Raw genomic sequence first — 23,643 nt, 5'->3', positions numbered from 1 at the left:
ACCCCTCAGAGGGGTAATGAGCCGATCATGCCCTCCACATCCAGTCTCCCGTACCCCTTGGGCGTCTCGCGTCTGTCCGACGACGGTGCCAACCTTGCCGTCTACTCCGAAACAGCGGACTCGGTATCCGTGGTCGTACTGAACGACGACGGAACAGAGCGCAGTACAACACAATTGGCGCTACGAACCGGACACGTGTTCCACGACTTCGTGCCCGACGTGACGCCGGGAGTCCGCTACGGCCTCCGCGTCGACGGTCCGTGGGATCCTGCCTCGGGCCTGCGACACAATGCGGCGAAGCTGCTGCTGGATCCGTATGCCACCGCCGTCACCGGTCAGGTCGACTGGAACGAAGCGGTGTTCTCGCACCTGCACGAGGAGCCCGAGACCCGCAACGACGCGGACTCGGCTCCGTTCATGCCGTATTCCGTTGCCGTGCAATCGAACTTCGATTGGTCCGGCGACGAATCGCCGCGCACACCGTTGGACCGAACAGTGGTGTACGAGGTGCACGTCAAGGGCTTCACTGCCACCAATCCGGATGTGCCCGAGGATATTCGGGGTACCTACGCCGGCCTGGCGCATCCCGCGGCCATTGCGCATCTGAAGCGAATCGGCGTCACCGCGGTGGAATTGCTGCCGATCCACCAGTTCGTCCAGGATTCGCACCTGCTCGAGGAAGGCCGCCGAAACTACTGGGGCTACAACTCCATCGGCTTCTTCGCTCCGCACAACGAGTACAGCAGCAGTGGCGACACCGGTGGACAGGTCGACGAGTTCAAGGCTCTGGTCAAGGCGATGCACGAGAACGGTATCGAGGTCATCCTCGACGTCGTCTACAACCACACCGCCGAGGGCAACCATCTGGGACCGACTCTCTCGCTCAAAGGAATCGACAACGGCTCGCACTACCGACTCGTCGACGACGACCGCAGCGCCTACTACGACACGACCGGCACCGGCAACAGCCTCAACGTCGGACACCCTGCCGCACTGGCTCTGATTCTGGACTCGTTGCGGTACTGGGTAACCGAGATGCACGTCGACGGTTTCCGCTTCGACCTCGCGAGCACACTGACGCGCCAGGATTCCGATCTCGACGTGCACAGCGCCTTCCTCAGTCTTGTACATCAGGACCCGACGCTCGCCCCGGTCAAGCTCATCGCCGAGCCCTGGGATACCCAGGGCTACCAGGTGGGCGGCTTCCCGGCCCGTTGGTCGGAGTGGAACGGCAAGTTCCGCGACGACGTCCGTGACTTCTGGCGTGGCGAGAGCGGGGCGCTGTCGGCACTGGCGCAGCGCGTCACCGGCAGTCCCGATGTCTACGAGAGCACTCGTCGCCCCACGTTGGCGAGCGTCAACTTCATCACCGCGCACGATGGATTCACCTTGGCCGACCTCAACTCGTACGACGAGAAGCACAACGAGGAGAACGGCGAGGACAGCCAGGACGGTGAGTCCGACAACCGCTCATGGGGTTGCGGAGCGGAGGGACCGACCGACGATGAGGGCATCAACGCCCTGCGTGCCCGGCAGCAGCGCAACCACCTTGCGACACTGCTCCTTTCGGCCGGTGTCCCGATGATCCTCGGCGGCGATGAACTGGGCCGGACGCAGAACGGCAACAACAACGCGTACTGCCAGGACAACGAGGTCTCCTGGTTCGATTGGAGCACAGCCGATCAGGATTTGATCGACTTCACCACCCACTTGATCGCGCTACGCGACGAGCATCCGGCTCTGCGCCCGACGTGGTTCCGGCACGACAGCGATTCCGATGAAGACGGGGCCGGACCCGATACGGTGGACTTCTACCGCGCCGACGGCCAGAAGATGGCCGACGAGGATTGGTCCGACGGCAACGCACACAGCATTCTGGTTCTCATGCGCGCCGGTGAAACAGACGCGTCGTTCGCGTGGATGGTCAACGCCTCGCCGGCAACCGTCGAATTCACTCTACCGGAGGGAAATTGGACTCAGTCCACCTCGAGTGACCCAGATCAAGCCTACGAGGCAGGCGGTCCGTCGATTCTGATTCGCGAGCATTCGTTCACGTTGCTGCAAGGCTGATCGGTCCATCGTTCGAAAGATGTTGCTAGCGTCGGCGACTTCGAGCGCATTCGCTCACACTCGGCAACAGGGGCGCGCACTTCGGATTGCGGGCGTGCGCCGGGGACCTCACACCCTTTTTGCCGGGTGAGCGCATGCTTTCGGAGGCGAGAACAGGCGCGCACTCTGTAATCGGGGCGCGCACTTCGGATTGGGGGCGCGCACTTCGGATTGCGGGCGTGCGCCGGGGACCTCACACCCTTTTTGCCGGGTGAGCGCATGCTTTCGGAGGCGAAAACAGGCGCGCACTCTGCAATAGGGGCGCGCACTTTGGATCGGGCCCGGTGAGATAGCACCGACGCTACGGCGCTACCTCACCGAACCACTCGACCGATAAGCTCAGCTCACCCCGGCGCGCACATCGGGCGCTCCGAGCCGTGCCGCATCGGCAGTGTCGTCATCGGGCTGCTCCTGCGAATCCCGTTCTGCCAGAACACGAAGCCGGTAGTGCTCGATCTCCTCGGCCACGTGTTGGTCGTCCCACCCGAGGATGGGTGCAACCAGCCGGGCCACCTCGTCGGCGGCCGCTTCACCACGATCGGGGACCTCGATGGAGATGCGGGTGCGCCGAGTCAGGATGTCCTCGAGATGCTGCGCGCCTTCATGGCTCGCGGCGTAGACCACCTCGGCCTTGAGGTACTCCGGTGCACTCTCCAGTGGCTCGCCGAGTGTCGGATCGGCATCGATCATATCGAGGAGTTCGCCCATCAGAGTGCCGTACCGACCGAGCAGATGCTCGATGCGCGAGACCCGCATGCCGGTGCGCTCGGCCGTGAGAGCACGCGAGTTGAACGCACCGAGATACCCGTCGGCACCGACGAGCGGAATGTTCTCGGTGACGCACTTCGGTACCGTGCGTTCGAGTCCGTGCACCGCGGAATCGACTGCGTCCTTCGCCATCACGCGGTAGGTGGTGTACTTGCCGCCGGCGATCACGGTCAGGCCACGAACCGGACTGGACACCGCATGCTCACGAGAGAGCGTGCTGGTGGAATCGGATTCGCCGTACAGCAGCGGCCGCAGTCCTGCGTACACACCGACCACGTCGGTCCGGTCCAGCGGATCGGCCAACAGCTTGTTGACGTGACCGAGGATGTAGTCGATGTCGCTTTGGCTCGCCGCCGGGTGCGCCAGATCGAGCTTCCAGTCGGTATCGGTGGTGCCGATGATCCAATGACTGCCCCACGGGATGACGAACAGCAAGCTCTTCTCGGTCCGCGTGATGATGCCGGTGCTGCTGTTGATGCGGTTACGCGGCACCACCAAGTGCACGCCCTTGGAGGCGCGAACCTGGAATTGTCCACGACCACCGACCATCTGCTGCACCTCGTCGGTCCAGACACCCGCTGCGTTGATGACCTGCTTGGCGCGAACCTCGAAGGAGCGGCCCGTTTCGAGGTCGCTGGCCACGACCCCGACCACTTTGTCGTCTTCCCGAAGGAAGCCGGTGACACGAGTGCTGTTGGCGCACAACGCACCATAAGCAGCCGCGGTACGAGCGATCATCATCGTGTGCCGAGCGTCGTCCACCTGGCCCTCGTAGAACTTCACCGCACCGCGGATTGCAGACCTCTTACCCGACGGGAAGGACTCGAGCGTCTTCTTCTTGCCGAGGTGCTTGTGGTGACTCGGTACGCCGCGTCCGGCACCCATGACGTCGTACACACCGATGCCGAGCCCGACGTACGGACGATCGATCACCTTCTCGAGCGGATAGATGAACGGCACGGGACGAGCGAGGTGCGGGCACAGCGTGTTCAGTACCAGTGAGCGCTCCTTGAGCGCCTCGAACACCAACGCGAAGTTGAACTGTTCGAGATAGCGCAGCCCGCCATGGAACAGTTTGCTGGAGCGGCTGGACGTGCCGGCCGCGTAGTCCCGAGCTTCGAGCAGGCCCACTTTCAATCCGCGGGTCACTGCGTCCAACGCTGTTCCGGCACCGACGACGCCGCCGCCGATCACCAGGATGTCCAGCTCCTCGGTTTCCATTCGCGCAATCGCATCGGCGCGCGCGGTGGGACTCAAAGCCGTTGTGGTGGAACTCATTCTTCATCAACCCAATCGAGAGTACGTGTTACTGCTTTCTTCCAACCGGCGTAGAGCTTGGCCCGCTGGTCCTCGTCCATGGACGGGGTCCACGTCTTGTCTTCCGCCCAGTTCTGGCGGATGTCGTCCTCGCTCTCCCAATACCCGACGGCGAGTCCGGCCGCGTATGCCGCTCCGAGAGCGGTGGTTTCGGCAACGACGGGCCGCACGACATCGACGTTCAAGATGTCGGACTGGAACTGCATGAGCAGCTCGTTGACGACCATTCCGCCGTCGACCTTGAGGACTTCGAGGTCGACGCCGGAGTCTGCGTTCATCGCCTCGATGACCTCACGCGTCTGGTACGCAGTGGCTTCGAGTACGGCACGGGCCAGATGTCCCTTGTTGACGAATCGCGTCAATCCCACGATGGCACCGCGCGCGTCCGCACGCCAATGCGGAGCGAACAGACCCGAGAACGCGGGCACGAAGTACGCGCCGCCGTTGTCGTCCACCGAACGCGCATCGGTCTCGATGTCCGCGGCGGAGGAGATCATGCCGAGGTTGTCCCGGAGCCACTGCACGAGCGAGCCCGTCACGGCGATGGAGCCTTCGAGCGCGTAGATCGTCGGCTGGTCGCCGATCTTGTAGCAGACCGTGGTCAGCAATCCGTTCTTGCTCATGACTTTTTCGGTGCCGGTGTTGAGCAGGACGAAATTGCCTGTGCCGTAGGTATTCTTGGCCTCACCGGGAGACAGGCAGGCCTGCCCGAAGGTCGCTGCCTGCTGATCGCCGAGGATGCCGGAGATCGGCACTCCACGGAACGGACCGCGCTCGCGGCCGGTGCCGTACACCTCGGAGCTCGAACGGATCTCGGGCAGCATCGACATCGGGATGCCCATGTCTTCGCAGATGCCCTCGTCCCACGCCAGGGTATCGAGATCCATCAGCAGGGTGCGCGAGGCGTTGGTGGGATCGGTGTAGTGCAATCCGCCGTCGGTACCGCCGGTCATGTTCCACAGCACCCAGGTGTCCATGTTGCCGAAACACAGTTCTCCCGCTTCGGCTTTCGCGCGGGCACCGTCGACGTTGTCGAGGATCCACTTGATTTTGGGACCGGAGAAATAGGTGGCCAGGGGAAGGCCTGTCGTGGCGGTGTACTTGTTAGCGTCGCCTCCACCCAGCGCGGTGGCGATGCGGTCGGTGCGGGTGTCCTGCCAGACGATGGCGTTGTAGATCGGCTTACCGGTCTCGCGGTCCCACACCAGCGCCGTTTCACGCTGATTGGTGATGCCCACCGCGGCGATGTCCTCGCGCGTCAGGTCGGCCGCGGCCATGGCACCGGCCGCGACCGCGCGAACGTTGTCCCAGATCTCCGACGCGTCGTGCTCGACCCAGCCGGCCTGAGGAAAGATCTGTTGGTGTTCCTTCTGATCGACCGCGACGACCGTGCCCGCGTGATCGAAGATCATGCACCGCGAGGACGTGGTTCCCTGATCGATTGCGGCGACGTACTTTCCCTCGAACTCCGTCATGACTTTTCTCCTGTGGTCTGGGTGTCGGCTGGGAGTCGTGATGGCGGCTCGGGCGTCGCACCGTCTTGTTTGCGCAGGTTCTTTCCGATGAGCAAGTCGTACAAGATCACTCCTATCGGTCCGCCTACGAGAGGTCCGACGATCGGGACCCAGAAGTACAGGCCGCCGTATTGATCACGCCAGGCTCCACCGTATCCGGTGATGTACGACGCCAGGCGAGGTCCGAAATCTCGAGCCGGATTGATCGCGTATCCGGCGTTGGTGGCCCAGGCGAACCCGATGGCGACGACGATGAGGCCGACGATGAGTGGTGCCATGTTGGCCATCGGTGCGGTGCCGAGTGAATCGGTCACTGCCACAATGAGGAACAGCAGGATCGCGGTGCCGATGATCTGATCGATCAACGCCGAGGACACACTGACGGGCAACGTTCCGTTTCCGGGGAGCGTCGAGAAGATCGTCTGAGTGGCGGTGGTGTGCCCGGGGTCCACAGCGTTGATCATGTCGTTGTAGTTCCAGCGGACCAGCAGCGCGGCCACGAAGGCACCTGCAGTCTGCGCGAGGATGTACGGCGCAACCATCTTCCAGTCGAAGCCACGGAAGAGTGCGAACGTGATGGTGACCGCGGGGTTGAGGTGTGCGCCGGTGATACGACCTGCGACGTAGATGCCGAACATCACGCCCAGCCCCCATGCCCAGGCGATCGAGTCGTGGTCTCCGAGACTGCCCGATTCACCGCCCGAGACGACCTGCGCGACGACGCCGACGCCGAACAGTATGAGAATCATGGTTCCGGCGAATTCGGCGGCCATGTGCGCCGGCAATCCCCATTCCGGTTCCTTACGAGCCATTGTGTAGCCTCCGCAAAGTTGGTGATGCACGCCACATTGCGTGCTGTTTGCCACGGTAGACGTCCTGCACTGCGTTGCACAGCTGGTGCACATATGTGCAAATCGGTCGTACACTGGAGCCGGTGACGGACCCCGACATCACTCCCGAATCCGACTTGCGGACCGGCCATGCCACCCAAGCGGCCCGCCTGTACTACTTCCAGGACATGACGATGGCGGCGATCGGCCGTGAGCTGGGGGTATCCCGCTCGACGGTCTCACGACTGATCACCTTCGCGCGGGCATCGGGACTGGTGGAAATCAAGATCTCGACACCGCTCGGTCAGGCACCGCGGATCGAGCGCGCATTCGCCGATCTGTACGACATCCGTGCACACGTCGTACCCGTCTCGGAGACGGTGGACGAATTGCAGCGCCTCGATCGGGTCGCCACGTTCGCCGGTCGACTACTGACATCGTTCTTCGAGTCCGACATGGTGATGGGCGTGGCCTGGGGAACCACCGTCAGTGCCGTCAGCCGCAAGCTGGCACCCAAGAGAACGCACAACTCCACCGTCGTTCAGCTCAACGGTGCAGCCAACACTCGCACCACCGGAGTGTCCTACGCCAGCGACATCATCAGGACGTTCGCCGACGCCTATGGCGCTGCGGCGCAGGGCTTTCCGGTACCTGCATTCTTCGACTACCCCGAGACCCGTCGACACCTGTGGCGTGAACGCAGCATCAAGCGCGTACTCGAGTTGCAGGATCGGATGGACCTGGCGGTGTTCAGCATCGGCGTCATGAGCGGCGCCGTGCCGAGCCACGTCTACAGCGCCGGCTACCTCGAGCCCGAGGACGGTGCCGAACTCCGACGCGACGGTGTCGTGGGAGACATCGCCACCGTGTTCCTACGCTCCGACGGCAGTTACGACCGCATCGCGTTGAACGACAGGTCGAGTGGACCCAGTCTCGACCGACTCAAAGCCGTTCCCCGCAGGGTCGCCATCGTGGCCGGCGAGTCGAAACTCGACGCCCTCACCGCGGCTCTGCGCGGTGGCCTGATCACCGATCTGGTGATCGACGACATCAGCGCCGCGAACCTGGTGTTGCGCTCGCGTACGTGAGCCGTATCGGGGAACCGATCACCCTTTTTGTGGGGTGCGCGCATGTTCTCGGACGCGAGCACAGGCGCGCACTCGACAATCGGGGCGCGCACTCTCAGTCAGGCCACTGGAATGTGAGCTACATCTCATGTTTTCGCCGGTGATACGTGCATCTCATAACCAGTCGCACAGTAGTAAGTGTGACGTCATGTACCACTAATGTTCGCGGCATGGTTGACGCTCTCGATCCGTGCTTCCCGTGACCGGCGCCCCCTCGCCGATGCAGAACCGGCTCCTCGGAATTGCTCTCGTCGTACTCATCGTCGTCTTCGTGGGGTGGAGCGTCACCTCGTACAACAAGACTTTCCAGGACGTCGTCACCGTGTCGCTGGAGACCGACAGCGTCGGCAACTCCCTCCCTCGCAATGCCGATGTGAAGGTGCGCGGCATGATCGTCGGCGAAGTCCGGTCCGCGACGACCAACGGTGGCGTCGTCACCTCGGAATTGGCGATCCAGCCGGACATGGCCCCGATGATTCCGTCCAACGCCACCGCGCGGCTGCTCCCCAAGACGTTGTTCGGCGAGCGGTACGTGTCGCTGATTCTTCCGGATGGCGCACCGGCCTCACCGATCGGCGACGGTACCGTGCTCGAGCAGGATCGCAGTGGCAACGCCATCGAAGTGGGGGAACTGCTCGACGGCCTCCTACCGTTGCTGCAGGCGGTACCGCCGGAGGACCTCTCCAACACCCTCGGTGCGCTGGCACAGGGATTGAGCGGGCGCGGCGAAAAACTCGGTCTCACCATCGACCGACTCGAGAACATCTTTTCCGAGCTCAACACCGAGCTGCCGGCTATCCAGCAGGACCTACGCGGACTCGCCGACTTCTCGCAGACCTACTCCGATGCCGCACCCGAATTGATCAACGCGTTGGACAACCTGAGGACCACCGGCAACACCGTCGTCGAGAGGCGTCCGGCCCTCGAGACGCTGTACTCCTCGGTCATCTCGGCCTCGAACACGACCGGTGGCTTTCTGGAGGCGAACTCCGCACAGCTGATCGGCTTGGCCGCGAATTCACGCGAGGCGCTCGAGGTGTTCGCCGAATTCTCGCCCGCTCTCGGTTGCACCGTCTCACAGTTCGCCGAGGGTGCCAGGCGCGGCAAAATTCTGCTCGGCGACGGCGACGAGTATCCCGGCATCAACGTCTCCATGCCTTTCGTCAACCCGAAGGGACGTTATCTGCCGAACCAGGACGAACCCAGACTGTTCGAGCAGAACCGTCCACCGAGCTGCCCGAGCCCGTTGGATCGCTCCGGCGGCGAGTACTTCCCCCAGTATGCGGGCGGCGCACCCAACGACGGCTCCTATCAGGTGCCCACACGAAACCCGGGTGAGCAGAACCTTCCGGCTCTTGCGGCCCCGCAACTCTCGCCGGTGCCGGCCTCGTACGCAGGCTCGGTCACCGAGCAGCAGACTTTGGCCGTCATCTACGGTGGGGCCACCGGAACCGAGCCCGATGCGGTGCCGTCTTGGACGACGACGGTCGGTGCTCCCGCGCTCAGAGGAACGCAGGTCACCTTCCAGTAGTCCCTACTGATTGAATAGTGCGCATCCCCGTCGACGAGCGCGGCGGGTCACGATCCAGGAGTACATATGTCTGCCGATACGAACGCCGGTTTTTCGATTCAGTCCAGCAACGATGGCCGAGTGGCCGTCATTGCGGTGTCCGGCGAACTCGATGTCACCACCGCGCCGGCCCTCGCCACTGCTGTCGACGCACAGATCGAATCTGCGCCCTCGGCGTTGATCATCGATCTCTCGGCAGTCTCCTTCCTGGCCTCGGCCGCTATGACAGTGCTGGCGACGACGCAGAAGGATCACGGCGACACGCTCGCGTTCTCGGTCGTCGCCGACGGACCGACCACCAGCCGCCCGATCAAGCTGATGGGCCTGGATCAGGAATTCGCACTGCATTCGGACCTGGCGTCCGCACGCGCCGCTCTAGGCTGACGAGACTCCCAATGCCATGACCGCCGCGTCGTCGACCAGACCGTCGCCGAAGCTGTTCAGCAGCCTTCGCAGGTGGTCGATCAGGTCTGCCGGAGCGGCGGGAGCGTGCTCGGTCGCGAAGTCCAACAGGGCACCGTCGTCGTCGTAGCGACCTACGTCGACCCGCGCCTCGGTGAGTCCGTCGGTGTAGAGCATCAAGGTGTCGCCGGCACCGAGTGTCACCGTCGCCGACACGAAGCGTGCGTTACGCAGAATTCCCACGAGCTGCCCACCGGTCATGTGCACGTAGTCCGCGCTGCCGTCGGCGCGAATCACCAGTGGAGGCGGATGGCCACCACTGGCCATGCACACCTGGAATCCGTCGGCGCTGCGGCCGAGGACGCCGAACACCGCCGTGCAGAACTGCGCGTTGTTCTCTCGAAACTCCTGCCGCAGAACCGAATCCAAGTTGTGCAACACTGCGACCGGATCGTGGTCGTATACCGCGGCCGCACGCAACGTGTACCGCGTCAGCGATGTGACGGCTGCGGCCGATGCCCCTTTTCCGCACACGTCGCCGAGGAAGAAACCCCACCGGTCGTCCGAGAGGGGAAACAGATCGTAGAAATCGCCGCCCACCTCGTCGCTCGATGCCGCGTGGTAGTGCGCAGCCGCGGTCATTCCCGACGGCGGTAGCAGACTCGGGGGCAGCAGCGACCGCTGCAGTGTCTTCGCCAGCAGTTCTGCCCGCGTGCGGGATTCGAGCAGTTCGCGCTCGTACGTACGCCGATCTCGGGCGTCGAGCGCGGTGATGCGGATCAGCACCGGCCTGCCCGCGTCGTCGATCTTGACGTTCGCGGTCATGAACACCGGTAACCGGCGGCGATCCGAGGTCACCAGATCCAGTGCGATGCCGTCGAGCTTGCCGTTCATCAAGAGCATCGGACCGAAGTGGGTCTCGAAGTGGATTCGGCCCCCGACGGTGAGCAGCTCGCCGAAGTCGGTACCGAGCAGACCGTCCACCTCGAAGCCCAACCAGGTGGCCAACGTCGCGTTCAGACGCGCGATGCGCATGTCCGGGAGCACGGACAGATACCCACACGGTGCATTCTCGTAGAGATCCTCGACGTCGAGGTCATCGATCACGATGGTGCCACGAAGTCCGCGATGGTCCGAGCGGTCACCTCGGGTGCGGTGATCTGCGGGCAATGGCCACTCACGTCGAGCGTCACCCGCACGCTCCCCGCGATGTGCTCGTGTACGTACTTGCCGACCTGGGGTGGGGCCAGTGTGTCGCGTGCACTGTCGATGATCAACGTGGGCACCGGCACCGCCGGCAGGTCCGCGCGATTGTCGGACAGGAAGGTGGTGCGGGCGAAGACCCGAGCGCAGGCCGGATCGGTTCGGCACACACTCGCGGTCCAGAGATTCTCGAGGTCAGGTCGATCCGGTGAGTTCACGACCACCGACGCCATCGAGGCAGACCAGCCGAGGTAGTTGCTGTCCAACGATTCGAGCAGTTCGTCGATGTCCTCGGCAGTGAACCCGCCGCGATAATCGCCCTCGTCGATGTAGCGGGGAGACGGTGTCAGCAGGATCAACTTGGTGAACACCTCGGGTGCAGCAGTGGCAGCAAGGACGCCCATCATGGACGCCACCGAGTGACCGACCAACGTGACGTTCTCCAGCTCGAGCTCCCGAGCGATGTCGACGATGTCGGCCGCGAAAGCGCTCATGTGGGCGTACTTCTCCGGGTCCCAGGCCGCTGGGTCCGCGGCACCTGCCCCTACGTGATCGAACAGGACGACTCGGAACTGTGGGGCCAGGATTTCGGTCACCGAACGCCACAATGTCTGGTCGCACCCGAAGCCATGCGCAAGCATCACCACCGGACCGCCGGTAGCCCCGACCACCCTCACGTTGTTCCTGGTTCGCACATTCACCCGCACAGTCTGTCATCTGCTCCCGACGGTATGGAGTGAGACTGCTCCGATCGGGTATCGCCCTTTCCTACAGAATCGAGAACTACCATGCGAGTGCTGGTCACCGGCGCAACCGGATACATCGGGTCTCGGCTGATCCCCGTGCTCCTCGAGCAGGGCCACGACGTTCACGCGGCCATGCGAGATCCCGCCAAGAAGTCGCGTTTCGCCTGGGGTGCCCAGGTCACCGCCGTGCACTTCGACCTCGACGACCACGAGACCTTCGACACCGCGACGGCGAACGTCGACGCTGTCGTCTACCTGGTGCACTCGATGGACGAGGGAGACTTCGTCGAGAAGGATCGGCACGCTGCTCAGTCCATGGCTGCGGCGGCGGAACGGAACGGTCTGCAGCGGATCGTGTACCTCTCCGGTCTCATCCCCGACGACGGCACGCCTCTCTCGGATCATCTGCGCTCACGACTTCAGGTCGAAGAGACGTTCATGAACAGTTCCGTCGACGCCACCGTGCTGCGGGCGGCAATCATCCTCGGTTCCGGATCGACCTCGTTCGAACTGGTACGACGCATGACCGAGCGCCTGCCGGTCACGCCCATTCCGACGTGGATGCGCAGGCAGGTCCAGCCTATTGCCGTCGTCGATGTGGTCGCCATCATCGCTCGCGCCCTCGGCGAGACGGCGCGCCCGGGTTCGTTCGACATCGGCGGCACCGAGACAATGAGCTACCCCGAACTGCTGCAGGCCTACGGAAGCGTCGCCGGTCTGCGCCGTGCCCAGATTCCGGTCCCGCTGCTGCCGACCGGATTGGTCGGCCGCGCCGTCGCGACCATCACCGGCATGCCTCCCGGCACGGTGATCTCGTTGGTGGACAGCCTCACTCACGACATGGTGGTACGCCGAGGCAACGCCGCAACGGAGGTATTCGCCGAGCCGGACACCACACTGATGAGTGTCCGAGAGGCCTTGCAACGGTCCATCACCGTGGTCGCCGAGGAAGGCACCGACACCCACGCCGATCCCCAAGCCGCCGCAGACACCGACCCCGACTGGGCCGGTGGCGTCGTCGACATCGTCGACGGCCGAGTGCGGCAACGGCCGTCGGGAATCATGGGGAAGGCTCAGTTGGGAGCGACCCGCTAGCCGAGGGTGTCGTAGCGATGCGCCCAGGGCGCTGCACGTTCGATCTGGCCGGCGAGTTGGACGAGCAGCGCCTCCCCGCCGAGCGGCGCGGTGAAGTGCGCGCCCATCGGTAGTCCCTCGGAGGTCCAGTGCACCGGAACCGACAGCGCAGGACGGCCGGTGACGTTGGCCAGCTGAGTGTAGGGAATCCACGAGATGTTGTCGTCGACCATCTGATCCACGATGCCGGTGTAGCGCAGCATTCCCGCAGTTCTGCTGCGTATCAACAAGTCCGAGGCCAGCTGCAGCGGCTTCGCGAGATCGAAGGCCCCGATCTTCGGCGGTAGCTCGGCAAGAGTAGGCGTGAGCAGGAGATCGTAGGTCTCGAAGTAGGTGGCCAGCGCACGAACGTGAACGTGGCGACCCTCCACTGCATCCAGATAGTCGACTCCGCTGGCGGATCTGCCCAGAGCAGCCATGATTCGGGTGTCACGCTCGAATGCGTCGTCGCCGCAGCCGGTTCTACGCTTGACCTCCTCCATCTCCCACGCCAGGTAGGTGAACCAGGCCAGCAGGAATTCGCGATTGAGGGCTGTGTCGTCGTACGGCGCGGCGTCGAGAAGTTCGACGGTGTGGCCGAGGTCGGTCAGTAGCTTCGCTGCCTCTTCCAGTGCGGCGACGGCCTGCGGAGCGGGATTCGGGTTCACCGATGTGCGTGCGTACATCCCTATACGTAAAGGCTTGGGGTCCTGGTGCGTTCGAGAAAGAAAGGTGCCGTCCGGACGCGCGGACGAGTAGCCGGACGTCGCCTCACCGCCCGCCAACACGTCCAGCATCGCGGCGGTATCGCGTACCGATCGCGACACGACGCCGTGTACCGCCGCCCCGTGCATGGCTTCACCGAAGGTAGGGCCGGACGGCACCAGACCGCGTCCCGGCTTGAGGCCGACGAGCCCACAGCACGACGCCGGAATCCTGATGGACCCGCCGCCGTCGTTGGCTCCGGCCACCGGAACGATGCCGGCCGCGACCGCGGCGGCCGATCCCCCGGACGAGCCACCGGGAGTTCTACTGCGATCCCACGGGTTTCGAGTCGCGCCGTGGACCACTGGTTCGGTGATTCCCTTCGCCCCGAATTCCGGGGTGTTGGTCTTTCCGAAGATCACCAATCCTGCATCGAGCCAACGCTGCACCACCGTGGAGTGCTCGGGCATCGGCAGCTGCGTCAACGAACGCGATCCGCTGGAGGTAGGCAGGCCCGCATAGTCCTGCGAGAGGTCCTTGATCAGAAACGGCACGCCGGCGAACGGTCCCTGCAGCGGCCGCGTCACTTGATCGTCGGCTTGATCCGACATGGTTCGGACAATCGAATTGAGCGCCGGATCTGCCGATTTCGCGCGCCCCAAGGCACAGTCGAGCAGTTCGCGCGGCGTCACCTCTCCGTTCGATACCAGTTCGGCCAGTCCGAGGCCGTCGTATTTCCGATACTCGTCGGTGCGCATACCGGCCACAGTATCCGAGATTTTCTGCGCCGCGACTACGAATTCAGTGTCGAGAGTTCGACCCGGCCAGCGGTCGCAACGCCCCCATCACCAGCATCGAAGTCGCAAGCAGGCCGGCCACGACGAGCAGTGCCTGGAGCACGTCACCATGACCGCCGAGGAAGCCGATGAGGGGCGGGCCGCCGAGGAAGGCGAAGTACCCGATGGAGGCCACCACACTCACGCGTGCGGCCGCGGCTGCGGGCTCGTCAGCGGCCGCGCTCATGGCCACGGGGAACCCGAGCGACACCCCCGATCCCCACAGGAACGCTCCCAGAAAGGCCAGCGGCGCAACCGCACTGAACACGAACAGCAGCACTCCGACGACCGACACGCCGGCTAATCCTCGCAGCACCACGACTCTGCCGTAGCGATCGAGGAGCCCGTTTCCGTACCACCGCACAGCGGTCATGGCGACCAGGAACGTGGTGAACGCCAGAGTCCCGGCCACGGCCGACGCGGCATAGCCGTCGATCAAGGCGATGTTGAGCCAGTCGTTCCCGCTGCCCTCGGCGAACGCGAACGACAATGCGACGACGCCAATCAGTAGGGTCCGCGGCTCCTTCCACCGCGCAAGAGCGTGCGGCCGGGGGGTATCGGATGCCTCGGAGGTCGACTGTTCGGGTTCGGCGTCGGATTCGTCAAGGAAGTGGCGCACTCCCCGTGGAACAACCCCGACGACGACGGCTGCAACCGCCAGCAGATGCGCCATGACCGAGACGTTCAGCGCCACCATCAGCGTGCCGATCAGAGCTCCGACCACGGTGCCGGCGCTGAAACCCGCGTGAAACCGCGGCATGATCGAGCGTCCGAGCCGACGTTCGGCCACCGCACCGTGCACGTTCATGGCAACATCCCACGCACCGTTGGCGAAGCCGAGCACGAACAGACCGATGAGCAACGGCACCACACCCACGAGATATCCGGTGGCGATGATCGTCAGACCGGCCGCGAGAACGAGGGACATCACGGTGACCGTGAGCCGAGATCCGAAGCGGCCTATGATGATTCCCGACATCGGTAGCGCAAGCAGAGACCCGACTGCAATGGCGAGCAGCACGATACCGAGCTGGGACGAGGTCAGTTCCAGCCGATCACGCACCTGCGGAATCCGAGAAGCCCAACTGGCGAAGGCGAAACCGGCCGCGATGAACGCCGTATAGGTCGCGCGCACTGCGACGGCCGTCCGCGCCGACGTGGCGTCGATATCTGACACTGTGAATGACCCTGTTCTCTCGCTGTCCCGCAAGGGTAACGAATGACAGGGTCGACGCCTCCGTGCCCGCCGAACTCGAAGTTATGGACGGATTTCAGCCGCATTTCGTCCATAACTTCGAGTTCGGCAGAGCTTTCACACCGCAGAAATATCCGACGGGTGCTGCGCGAGCGGGGATACCTCGATCGTCATGTACTGGAACAGCGGCAGATTCCACAGGATCTCGTGGAGCCGCTCGTTGTCCCGGACGTCGAAAATGCTGAGGTTGGAGTACTGGCCGACGATCCGCCAGATACTCACCCATTCCCCGTCGCGCTGCAGTTGCTGCGAGTACGCCTTCTCCCTGGCGAGGGTGTCGGCTCGTACATCGGCATCGAGGTCTTGCGGCAGCGCGACGGCCATGTTCACTGCAAAGAGCATGTGGCTCAGGCCTTGTCGAGTACGAAGTTGTACGTCACTTCTTGGCCGCCGTCGACGTCCCGAGGGTCGAGAATCAGTTCGGGCTTGACGGCATTGGCGACGTCGTCGTCGTTGTGGGCGTCACCCGGGAAGTAGAGCTGAGTGGTGATCTGCTGGTAGCCATCGGCCGCGACCTTGAGGTGCAGGTGCGCCGGCCGCCACGGGTGCCACCCGGCGGCGGAGATGAGATTGCCGCACGCACCGTCGGTCGGGATCTGATACGGCGCAGGCTTCATGGTGTGAATCCAGAACTGGCCCTGATCGTCGGAGGTCACCGTGCCACGCAGGTTCCACTCCGGAATTCCGGGCGCGAACTGGGAGTAGAAGCCATCGGAATCGGCATGCCAGATCTCGATGACCGCATGTGGCAGTGGGCTGCCGTCTACGCTTGTGACCTGTCCCTGAAACAGCAGTGGGGTGCCCTGTTCGCCGTCGCGAGTGGGCAGAATTGCCGCAGACCCGAGCTCGGGTGCGTTCGGGACGTAGTACGGACCTTCGATGGTGCCCTTGCTGCCCTCACGGGATTCACCGGCAACTTCCTCGACAACATGCTCCACCCAGACGTCGAGGAACAGCGGCCATTCACCGGTCTGACCGACGTTGATCAGCCATGCCTTGAGGGCGTTGTACTCGTCGTAGGTGACCTTGTGTTCGCGAATCGTGTCGTGCACCGCCGAAAGAACCTGGCGGGCAAGCAGGCTCACACGCTCGGGCGGGGTGTCCGCGGCAGCCTGCTTGTCGGAGGTGAAACGTTCGGTGGCGTTGGCACCCGATGCGGCTGCGGTGGCCACCTCGGTGCTGGATTCCGTCGAGGGGGCGTGGTCGATGCTCATGGAGAACTCCTTGGTCGAAGGTGGGATTCGGGCTGAAATCAGTGGTCGATGCGATATCTCGCGAGTTTGTCGGGGTCGATACGGACGCCGAGACCGGAACCCGGCAGTACGTGCAGTTCGCCGTCGCGGATGACGAGGCTTTCGGTGAGCAAGTCGTCGCTCATGTCGAGGAAGTTCGACAGCTCGCCGGCTCGGCGGGAGGTGAGGTCGAAGGCTGCACCGAAGGCAACGGTGCAGGCTGTGCCGAGTTGGCCGTCGATCTGGTTTCCCATCACCACGTCGACGCCGAGACCTTCGCACAGGTGGTGAGTTCGGAGCGAGCGAGTGAACCCGGTGCGAGCGGTCTTGATGCTCACTGCCGTCGCGGAACCGCCGAGTATCTCGCGAGTGACTTCGGCGGGGGTGGTCGCCGATTCGTCGGCGACGAACGGAACGTCGAGTTGCTTCACCAGCCAGCGACGTCCGAGAACGTCGTCGGCCGGGCACAGTTCCTCGGCGAGGGTCAGGCCCAGATCTGCCATGTTTTTCATGGCGCGCGCAGACTCGGCTGCGGTCCAGCCTCGGTTGCCGTCCACATAGAGTTCGACGCTCTCGCCCAGTCCTTCTCGAAGAGCGCGTACGACTGCCGTGTCGAGGTCGATGGGCCGACGGCCGACCTTGACCTTGAAGACCTCGATGCCGTACGTCTCGCGCATTTTGGTTGCTTCGTCGACCATCGCAGCCGGGGTGTCGAACCCGAGCATGTGGCCCACTCGCATTCGGTCGGTGTAGCCGCCGAGAAGTTCGGTCACCGGCAGATCCAGGCTCTGCCCCAAAGCGTCCCAGATCGCCATGTCGACAGCGGACTTTGCAACCGGGTTGCCCACTGTACGAGCAAGTTTCGCGTTGACAACCTCACGCGCGGTGAGCGGGAGTCCGAGAACCGCGGGCGCGAACAAAGTCTCGATCGCCGCCACTACCCCACGCTGAGTCTCGCCGTACGTGAACGGCCGCGGCGGAGCATCGGCGACTCCGACGACCCCGTCGTCGGTATGAACTCGAACCAGAACATGTTCGGCGGCACTGACCTCGCCGCTGGCGAACTTCAGCGGCTTTCGGTACGGAATCGAGTACGGGATCGCATCGACGGCAACGATTTTCATGACTGGTCCTTCAGCTGAGCAGACGGTTCGGATAGTTCGAGTGGAGGGAGCACTCCCGCGTCTTCGAGGGCAGCGACGAGCGCATCGACGAGCGCCGACGGCCGATCTCGGCACCAGGCCAACGCCAGATCGATGGTGCTCGCGCCGGAGATGTCACGGAAGACGACGCCGTTCAACTGCAGGGCGCGGACGGATTCGGGGACCAACGCCACGCCCAAACCGGCCGCGACGAGTGCCAGGAGAACCGAGGTGTCCGGGGCTTCGTGCTCGCGCCTCGGAGTGAAGCCCGCGGCTCTGCAGCTCGTCACCACGGCTTCGTTGACCACCGAATGCGTGTCGGCATACATGACGAAGTCCTCGTACGCGAGATCGGCGACGTCGAGCGCCGGTTCGGTGGAGAAACGGTGATCGACGGGCAACGCGAGCACCAACGATTCCGTGGTGATCTTCCGTAGCACCAGGTCGTCACCCGCCACGGGTGGCCGCAGCACCGCAACGTCCAGATGCTCCGAGCGCAGACCCTCCACCTGGGCCGGGGTCAGTAGATCTCCATGGATTTCGAGCGCAATACCGGGCAGTCGCTGCTTGATCGCCCGAGCGATCGGCGGCAGTTGATCGAAGGCCGCGGTACCGGTGAAGCCGATGCGCACCAATCCGTATCGGCCGTCGGCAATCCGTCGCACTCCCCGCGCACTCTGCTCGAGGTTGTCCAGGTTGCGAAGCGTCTCTCGATAGAAGAACTCGCCCGCTGGAGTCAGGCTCACCTGACGGGTCGTTCTGGCCAGCAGCGTCACACCCAACTCCGCCTCCAACTGGCGAACCGATTGCGAGAGAGCCGGCTGAGCCAGGTGCAGCCGCGTCGCCGCTTGCCCGAAGTGCCGGGTCTCGGCCACGGCCACGAAGTGGTACAGGTGACGAAGTTCCATGACCGAGCCTTTCTGCACGTCAGTGGGTGACCCTGACCACAGTATGGCGGTAATCCATCGTTGACAAAGACCTATTTGCTGTCGATTGATAAGTAGCAACGATCAATACGCACCCAGGTTGGGCCTAGGCAAAGCCCTGGTGTGACGGCGGCCACTCCCTGACACAGTCGCTTGTAATCGAACTCGAAGCGCCTGGAGGAACCCGATATGACCGACATGCTGGATCAGGTACAGAACACGATCGACAGAGCCGTGATCGACGACGCGGCTGCGGGCATCTACCGCGCCAACCGCAGCATCTTCACCGACGAAGAGGTCTTCGAGCTCGAGATGAAGCACATCTTCGAGGGGAATTGGATATACCTCGCCCACGAAAGTCAGCTGCCGAACAACGGCGACTACTTCACGGTTCACATGGGTCGTCAGCCCGTTGTCATCACCCGCGACAAGGACGGTGAGCTGCATTGCCTCATCAATGCCTGCGCCCACCGCGGTGCGATGCTGTGCCGGCGCAAGACGGACAACCGCACCACGCTCACCTGCCCCTTCCACGGCTGGACATTCCGAAACGACGGCACGTTGCTCAAGGTCAAGGATCCCGACGGAGCCGGCTACCCCGACACATTCGACGTCGACGGATCGCACAACCTCACCAAGGTCCCTCGCTTCGAGAGCTACCGCGGTTTTCTCTTCGCGAGCCTGAACGACGATGTCTCGACCCTTGCCGAGCATCTCGGTGACACCACGAAGGTCATCGACATGCTCGTCGACCAGTCGCCCGAGGGCCTGGAAGTTCTGCGCGGATCCTCGTCGTACACCTTCGACGGAAACTGGAAAGTGCAGGCGGAGAACGGAGCCGACGGATATCACGTCAGCGCGGTGCACTGGAACTACGCCGCGACCACCTCGCGCCGCAACAACGGCGAATCCAAGAACACGACCAAGGCGCTCGACGCCGGCGGCTGGGGCAAGTCCGGCGGCGGCTACTGGTCCTATCCCAACGGTCATCTCTGCCTGTGGACCTGGGCGGCCAACCCGCAGGACCGCCCGCTCTGGGATCAGATGGACGCGCTGAAGGAGAAATTCGGCGACGCCAAGGGCGAATTCATGGTGAAGGGTTCGCGCAACCTGTGCCTGTACCCGAACGTCTACCTGATGGACCAGTTCAGCACCCAGATCCGGCACTTCCGGCCGATCGCGCCCAACAAGACCGAGGTCACCATCTACTGCATCGCGCCCAAGGGCGAAAGCAAAGAGGCTCGCTCACACAGAATCCGGCAGTACGAGGACTTCTTCAACGCCTCCGGCATGGCAACACCCGACGACCTGGAGGAGTTCCGCTCGTGCCAGCTGACGTTCCAGGCGACCAACGCGCCGTGGAACGACATGAGCCGCGGCGCGGAGCACTGGCTCACCGGACCCGATCCGGTGGCCGAGGCACTGGACATGCCCGGTGTCATCTCGGCGGGAGTCAAGAACGAGGACGAGGGGCTGTTCCCCGTTCAGCACGGCTACTGGCGCAAGACTCTGCTTGCTGCCCTCGACAAGCAGCGCGCAACCGCTGCAGCACAGGAGGTCTGACATGACTGCCACCGTCGACAACACCGATAACCGGCAGAGCGCCCCGGCTCGCCTGATCACCCAGTCGTCCATCGAGCAGTTCCTGTACCGCGAAGCGCGCTACCTCGACGATCGTGAGTTCGAGAAGTGGCTCACGTGCTACGCGGACGACGTCGAATACTGGATGCCCTGCTGGGACGACAACGACCTGCTCACCGAGGATCCACAGACCGACATCTCGCTCATCTACTACGAGAACAAGGGTGGTCTGGAAGATCGCGTGTTCCGCATCCGGACCGAACGCTCCAGTGCCACATCGATACCGGAACCCCGGACCAGTCACAACATCAGCAATGTCGAGGTCATCGAGCGCCGGGGAGACATCGTCGACGTCCGATTCAATTGGCACACGATGTACTTCCGCTACAAGACGATCGATCCGTACTACGGAACCTCGTTCTACACGATCGACTTCTCCGGCGACTCGCCGCTCATCCGACGCAAGACCGTGGTGCTCAAGAACGACTACATCCACCACGTCGTCGACATCTACCACTTCTGATCGACCTGCCGTAATTCGAGGAGTTCCATCGTGAGCCATTCCGTCGCACTGTCCTTCGAGGACGGCGTCACCCGCTTCATCACCTGCGAGGCCGATCAGACCGTCGCCGACGCCGCCTACAGATCGCGGATCAACATTCCCCTCGACTGCCGCGACGGTGCCTGCGGAACCTGCAAGGCTCTGTGCGAATCGGGTGAATACGACGGAGGCACCTACCTCGACGATGCACTCTCACAGTCGGAATCGGACGAAGGATACTGTCTGCCCTGCAGCATGAAGCCCTCCTCCGATCTGGTGCTGCAGATCGCCAGCACCTCGGCGGTCGCGAAAACTCGAGCGGCAACTCACGACACGATGGTGAGCGCTGTGGAAAAGCTCTCTCCCACAACGGTCAGACTCGCCGTCGAGGCACCCACAGGTGGCACCCTCGCTTTCCTCCCCGGCCAGTACGTCAACATCACCGTCCCCAGTTCCGAGGAAACCCGGTCCTACTCCTTCAGCTGTGTGTCGGGTTCGGACGAGTTGGAGTTCCTGGTCAAACTCACCCCGGGCGGACTGATGTCCACCTACCTGAGTGATACCGCCGCCGTGGGCGACAAGATCTCGTTCACCGGCCCGCACGGCAGTTTCTTTCTCCGCGAGGCTCAGCGACCGGCGCTACTACTGGCCGGCGGCACCGGGTTGGCTCCCATCCTGTCGATTCTGCGCACCATGGCGGCCGAATCGAGTACTCGTTCCGTGCATCTCGTCTACGGTGCCAGCACCGACGACGATGTCGTTCAGCTGGACGAGCTCGCCGACCTGGCCTCGTCGTTGGATGAATTCACGTGGGATCACTGTGTGTCGGACCCCGCGAGCACCGCCGCGAACAAGGGATACGTCACCGCCCTGTTGACCGATGCACACCTCAACGACGGCGACGTCGCGGTCTACCTGTGCGGTCCCCCTCCCATGGTCGAGGCCGTCCGAACACACTTCACCGAGGCAGGCATCGGACCGACCGGCTTCTATTACGAGAAGTTCGCACCGTCCTCGGCAGCTGCGAAGGACAGTCTCGACGAAGAACCGGCCCCTGAGGTTCTGGTCGATGACGAGCCGGCCGCAGTGGACGATGTAGCCGAGCCTGCCGTTCTTCCTTCGCCACAGCGGGGCGTCGAGCCCAGTTCGGACGGCAGGACCATCTTCGGGAGAGCGGTGTTCGCGAGTAGTTCGGCGGAACCTCTGCGCTCGCACGGCACCGGCATTTCGGCAACCGAGGAGGTCGACACCATGCGTGCGATCGCCGGTCAGCGCGTCGCCGTGGCCGGGTCGACGGCCGATCGGGTCGGATTGGACGAGGACGCCGATCTGTTGCAGTCACCGGAGGCACATTCGGTTGCAGCGCAGCGAATCTGGCCGTCGCGAGATATCCAGCCCCTCGTCGCGCGCAGTCCCGAACCCTCCCCTGCTTCGACCTCGGGGTACGAGATCGGTGAGGAGCACCCCTCGGTACACGAGTCCGATGCCGTGTTCGAGGCCAGGCGCGCCCTCGAACTCGGTGCTCTCGAACTCGTGATCGGCCGACTGTCGTCGCAGCAGATCTCCGGATATCGGCTGTTGGCCGAGACCACCACTCGCTACGTCGACGGCGATCGGTTCGTCGATGCCGCGGCATACACCGAGACCAATGCCGCTTTTCACGACTACCTGTTCACCCAGACGGGCAACGAGCATCTGCTGCAGGCCTATCGGGCTCTCGGCGTCAAGGCCGCGATGGAAGACGTATTGCGCAACGCGACGTGGTGCGATCCGCTGTGCGCCCAGGATCACCTGGACATCGTCGACGCATTCGAGGCCGAGGACCGTGACCGCGCTCGGACATTGATCGCCGATCATGCCGACCGCTCGAAGGCGACGATGAAACGCGCCATGCACGAATCTCGCACCCAGAAGAGGCCCAAGTTCGTCAGTCCGGGTCGATTCGCAGGCAAGGTCGTGTTGATCACCGGCGCGGCCCAAGGTATCGGCGAATTCGTGGCTCGCCGGATCGGAGCCGAAGGCGGAGCACTGATTCTGGCCGACCGGTCCGAGTTGGTCGAATCTCTCACCGAGGAATTTCGGCAAGACGGAGTCGAAGCCACTCCCGTCATCGCCGACCTCGAAACATGGGAGGACGCTTCGTCGGTGGTGGACGCCGCGCTCAGCACGCACGGCCGCGTCGACGTGTCCATTCACGTCGTCGGCGGCACCATCTGGGCCAAACCGTTCGCCGAGTATCCGCCCGAGCAGATCGAGAAGGAAATATCCCGGTCGCTCTTCCCGACGCTGTGGTCCTGCCGCGCCGTGATTCCGCACATGATCGAACGCGGCGGGGGCACCATCGTCAACGTCTCCTCGGTCGCCACCCGCGGCATCCACCGGGTGCCCTACGCAGCCGCGAAGGGAGGCGTCAACGCCATCACGGCAACTCTGGCCCTCGAGGCAGCACCGTACGGGGTTCGCGTGGTTGCCACGGCTCCCGGCGGCACCGACGCTCCGCCGCGACGCGTCGCTCGTGGTCCCGCACCCTCGACGGAGCAGGAGAAGGATTGGTACCAGGCCATAGTCGACCAGACCGTGGACTCGTCGTTGCTCAAGCGCTACGGAACCCTCGACGAGCAAGCCGCTGCCATTTGCTTCCTTGCCTCCGACGAGGCGTCGTACATCACCGGCACCGTGCTTCCGGTGGCCGGCGGCGACCCGGGCTGAGGCATGACTGTGTTGGT

19 protein-coding genes are annotated in these 23,643 nt (G+C 63.7%); 8 read left to right on the top strand and 11 right to left on the bottom strand.

Annotated features, from left to right (window positions below; translation table 11 throughout):
• The first annotated feature begins 27 nt into the window (after window positions 1–27).
• Window positions 28–2,070 (top strand): glycogen debranching protein GlgX, encoded by a 2,043-nt coding sequence (gene glgX / locus ACIGGF_RS18655; protein ID WP_397522648.1) that lies wholly within the window; start codon window positions 28–30, stop codon window positions 2,068–2,070.
• Window positions 2,071–2,448: 378 nt separating this feature from the next.
• Here glgX and ACIGGF_RS18650 read toward each other — a convergent pair whose 3' ends face one another.
• The 3 genes from ACIGGF_RS18650 to ACIGGF_RS18640 are packed head-to-tail and all read right to left on the bottom strand — an operon-like array spanning window position 2,449 to window position 6,520.
• Window positions 2,449–4,155, bottom strand: a complete 1,707-nt coding sequence (locus tag ACIGGF_RS18650) for a glycerol-3-phosphate dehydrogenase/oxidase (protein WP_397522647.1) — start codon at window positions 4,153–4,155, stop codon at window positions 2,449–2,451.
• Complete coding sequence (gene glpK / locus ACIGGF_RS18645) at window positions 4,152–5,669, bottom strand: glycerol kinase GlpK (protein WP_397522646.1); 1,518 nt, start codon at window positions 5,667–5,669, stop codon at window positions 4,152–4,154. Before glpK ends, ACIGGF_RS18650 begins: the two co-directional genes overlap by 4 nt.
• Window positions 5,666–6,520: an MIP/aquaporin family protein gene (locus ACIGGF_RS18640; protein WP_397522645.1), complete on the bottom strand. Its 855-nt coding sequence runs from the start codon at window positions 6,518–6,520 to the stop codon at window positions 5,666–5,668. Before ACIGGF_RS18640 ends, glpK begins: the two co-directional genes overlap by 4 nt.
• A 122-nt stretch (window positions 6,521–6,642) precedes the next feature.
• Between ACIGGF_RS18640 and ACIGGF_RS18635 the strand changes: the two genes are divergently transcribed.
• The 3 genes from ACIGGF_RS18635 to ACIGGF_RS18625 all read left to right on the top strand — a co-directional run bounded on the left by ACIGGF_RS18635 (window position 6,643) and on the right by ACIGGF_RS18625 (window position 9,619).
• Window positions 6,643–7,626, top strand: a complete 984-nt coding sequence (locus ACIGGF_RS18635; protein ID WP_397522644.1) for a sugar-binding transcriptional regulator — start codon at window positions 6,643–6,645, stop codon at window positions 7,624–7,626.
• A 238-nt stretch (window positions 7,627–7,864) separates the two neighbouring features.
• Window positions 7,865–9,196 carry an MCE family protein gene (locus tag ACIGGF_RS18630; protein ID WP_397522643.1) on the top strand — a complete coding sequence of 444 codons (1,332 nt, stop codon included), beginning with the start codon at window positions 7,865–7,867 and terminating at the stop codon, window positions 9,194–9,196.
• 66 nt (window positions 9,197–9,262) lie between these two features.
• On the top strand, window positions 9,263–9,619 hold the full coding sequence (locus tag ACIGGF_RS18625) for an STAS domain-containing protein (RefSeq protein WP_397522642.1): 357 nt from the start codon (window positions 9,263–9,265) through the stop codon (window positions 9,617–9,619).
• Here ACIGGF_RS18625 and ACIGGF_RS18620 read toward each other — a convergent pair.
• A complete protein-coding gene (locus ACIGGF_RS18620; protein WP_397522687.1) occupies window positions 9,611–10,741 on the bottom strand; it encodes a PP2C family protein-serine/threonine phosphatase in 1,131 nt (376 codons plus the stop codon). The two genes, ACIGGF_RS18625 and ACIGGF_RS18620, sit on opposite strands and share 9 nt — an antisense overlap.
• Window positions 10,741–11,541, bottom strand: a complete 801-nt coding sequence (locus ACIGGF_RS18615; protein WP_397522641.1) for an alpha/beta fold hydrolase — start codon at window positions 11,539–11,541, stop codon at window positions 10,741–10,743. The genes ACIGGF_RS18620 and ACIGGF_RS18615 overlap by 1 nt, the downstream gene beginning before the upstream one ends.
• A gap of 87 nt (window positions 11,542–11,628) precedes the next feature.
• Here ACIGGF_RS18615 and ACIGGF_RS18610 point away from each other — a divergent pair, with 87 nt between their 5' ends.
• Window positions 11,629–12,681, top strand: coding sequence for an NAD(P)H-binding protein (locus ACIGGF_RS18610; protein ID WP_397522640.1), 1,053 nt, complete (start codon window positions 11,629–11,631; stop codon window positions 12,679–12,681).
• Here the strand turns inward: ACIGGF_RS18610 and ACIGGF_RS18605 are convergent.
• From ACIGGF_RS18605 to ACIGGF_RS18580, 6 genes are all read right to left on the bottom strand, one after another.
• Window positions 12,678–14,162 carry an amidase gene (locus ACIGGF_RS18605; protein WP_397522639.1) on the bottom strand — a complete coding sequence of 495 codons (1,485 nt, stop codon included), beginning with the start codon at window positions 14,160–14,162 and terminating at the stop codon, window positions 12,678–12,680. The two genes, ACIGGF_RS18610 and ACIGGF_RS18605, sit on opposite strands and share 4 nt — an antisense overlap.
• A gap of 43 nt (window positions 14,163–14,205) precedes the next feature.
• Window positions 14,206–15,417, bottom strand: a complete 1,212-nt coding sequence (locus ACIGGF_RS18600) for an MFS transporter (RefSeq protein ID WP_397522638.1) — start codon at window positions 15,415–15,417, stop codon at window positions 14,206–14,208.
• A gap of 135 nt (window positions 15,418–15,552) precedes the next feature.
• On the bottom strand, window positions 15,553–15,837 hold the full coding sequence (gene catC, locus ACIGGF_RS18595; protein WP_397522637.1) for a muconolactone Delta-isomerase: 285 nt from the start codon (window positions 15,835–15,837) through the stop codon (window positions 15,553–15,555).
• 5 nt (window positions 15,838–15,842) lie between these two features.
• A complete protein-coding gene (catA, locus tag ACIGGF_RS18590; RefSeq protein ID WP_397522636.1) occupies window positions 15,843–16,709 on the bottom strand; it encodes a catechol 1,2-dioxygenase in 867 nt (288 codons plus the stop codon).
• 38 nt (window positions 16,710–16,747) lie between these two features.
• A complete protein-coding gene (locus ACIGGF_RS18585; RefSeq protein ID WP_397522635.1) occupies window positions 16,748–17,851 on the bottom strand; it encodes a mandelate racemase/muconate lactonizing enzyme family protein in 1,104 nt (367 codons plus the stop codon).
• The gene (locus ACIGGF_RS18580; protein ID WP_397522634.1) at window positions 17,848–18,777 is read right to left on the bottom strand and encodes a LysR family transcriptional regulator; all 930 of its coding nucleotides are present in this window, start codon (window positions 18,775–18,777) and stop codon (window positions 17,848–17,850) included. The genes ACIGGF_RS18585 and ACIGGF_RS18580 overlap by 4 nt, the downstream gene beginning before the upstream one ends.
• Before the next feature lie 207 nt (window positions 18,778–18,984).
• Between ACIGGF_RS18580 and benA the strand changes: the two genes are divergently transcribed.
• The 3 genes from benA to benC are packed head-to-tail and all read left to right on the top strand — an operon-like array spanning window position 18,985 to window position 23,626.
• The gene (gene benA, locus ACIGGF_RS18575) at window positions 18,985–20,358 is read left to right on the top strand and encodes a benzoate 1,2-dioxygenase large subunit (protein WP_397522633.1); all 1,374 of its coding nucleotides are present in this window, start codon (window positions 18,985–18,987) and stop codon (window positions 20,356–20,358) included.
• Window position 20,359: 1 nt separating this feature from the next.
• A complete protein-coding gene (benB, locus tag ACIGGF_RS18570) occupies window positions 20,360–20,899 on the top strand; it encodes a benzoate 1,2-dioxygenase small subunit (protein ID WP_397522632.1) in 540 nt (179 codons plus the stop codon).
• 30 nt (window positions 20,900–20,929) lie between these two features.
• Window positions 20,930–23,626 carry a benzoate 1,2-dioxygenase electron transfer component BenC gene (gene benC / locus ACIGGF_RS18565; RefSeq protein WP_397522631.1) on the top strand — a complete coding sequence of 899 codons (2,697 nt, stop codon included), beginning with the start codon at window positions 20,930–20,932 and terminating at the stop codon, window positions 23,624–23,626.
• Window positions 23,627–23,643 lie beyond the last annotated feature (17 nt).

Source organism: Rhodococcus sp. NPDC078407, assembly GCF_044542515.1.
Classification (GTDB): domain Bacteria; phylum Actinomycetota; class Actinomycetes; order Mycobacteriales; family Mycobacteriaceae; genus Rhodococcoides.
This window is presented reverse-complemented; position numbering and strand designations above follow the sequence as displayed.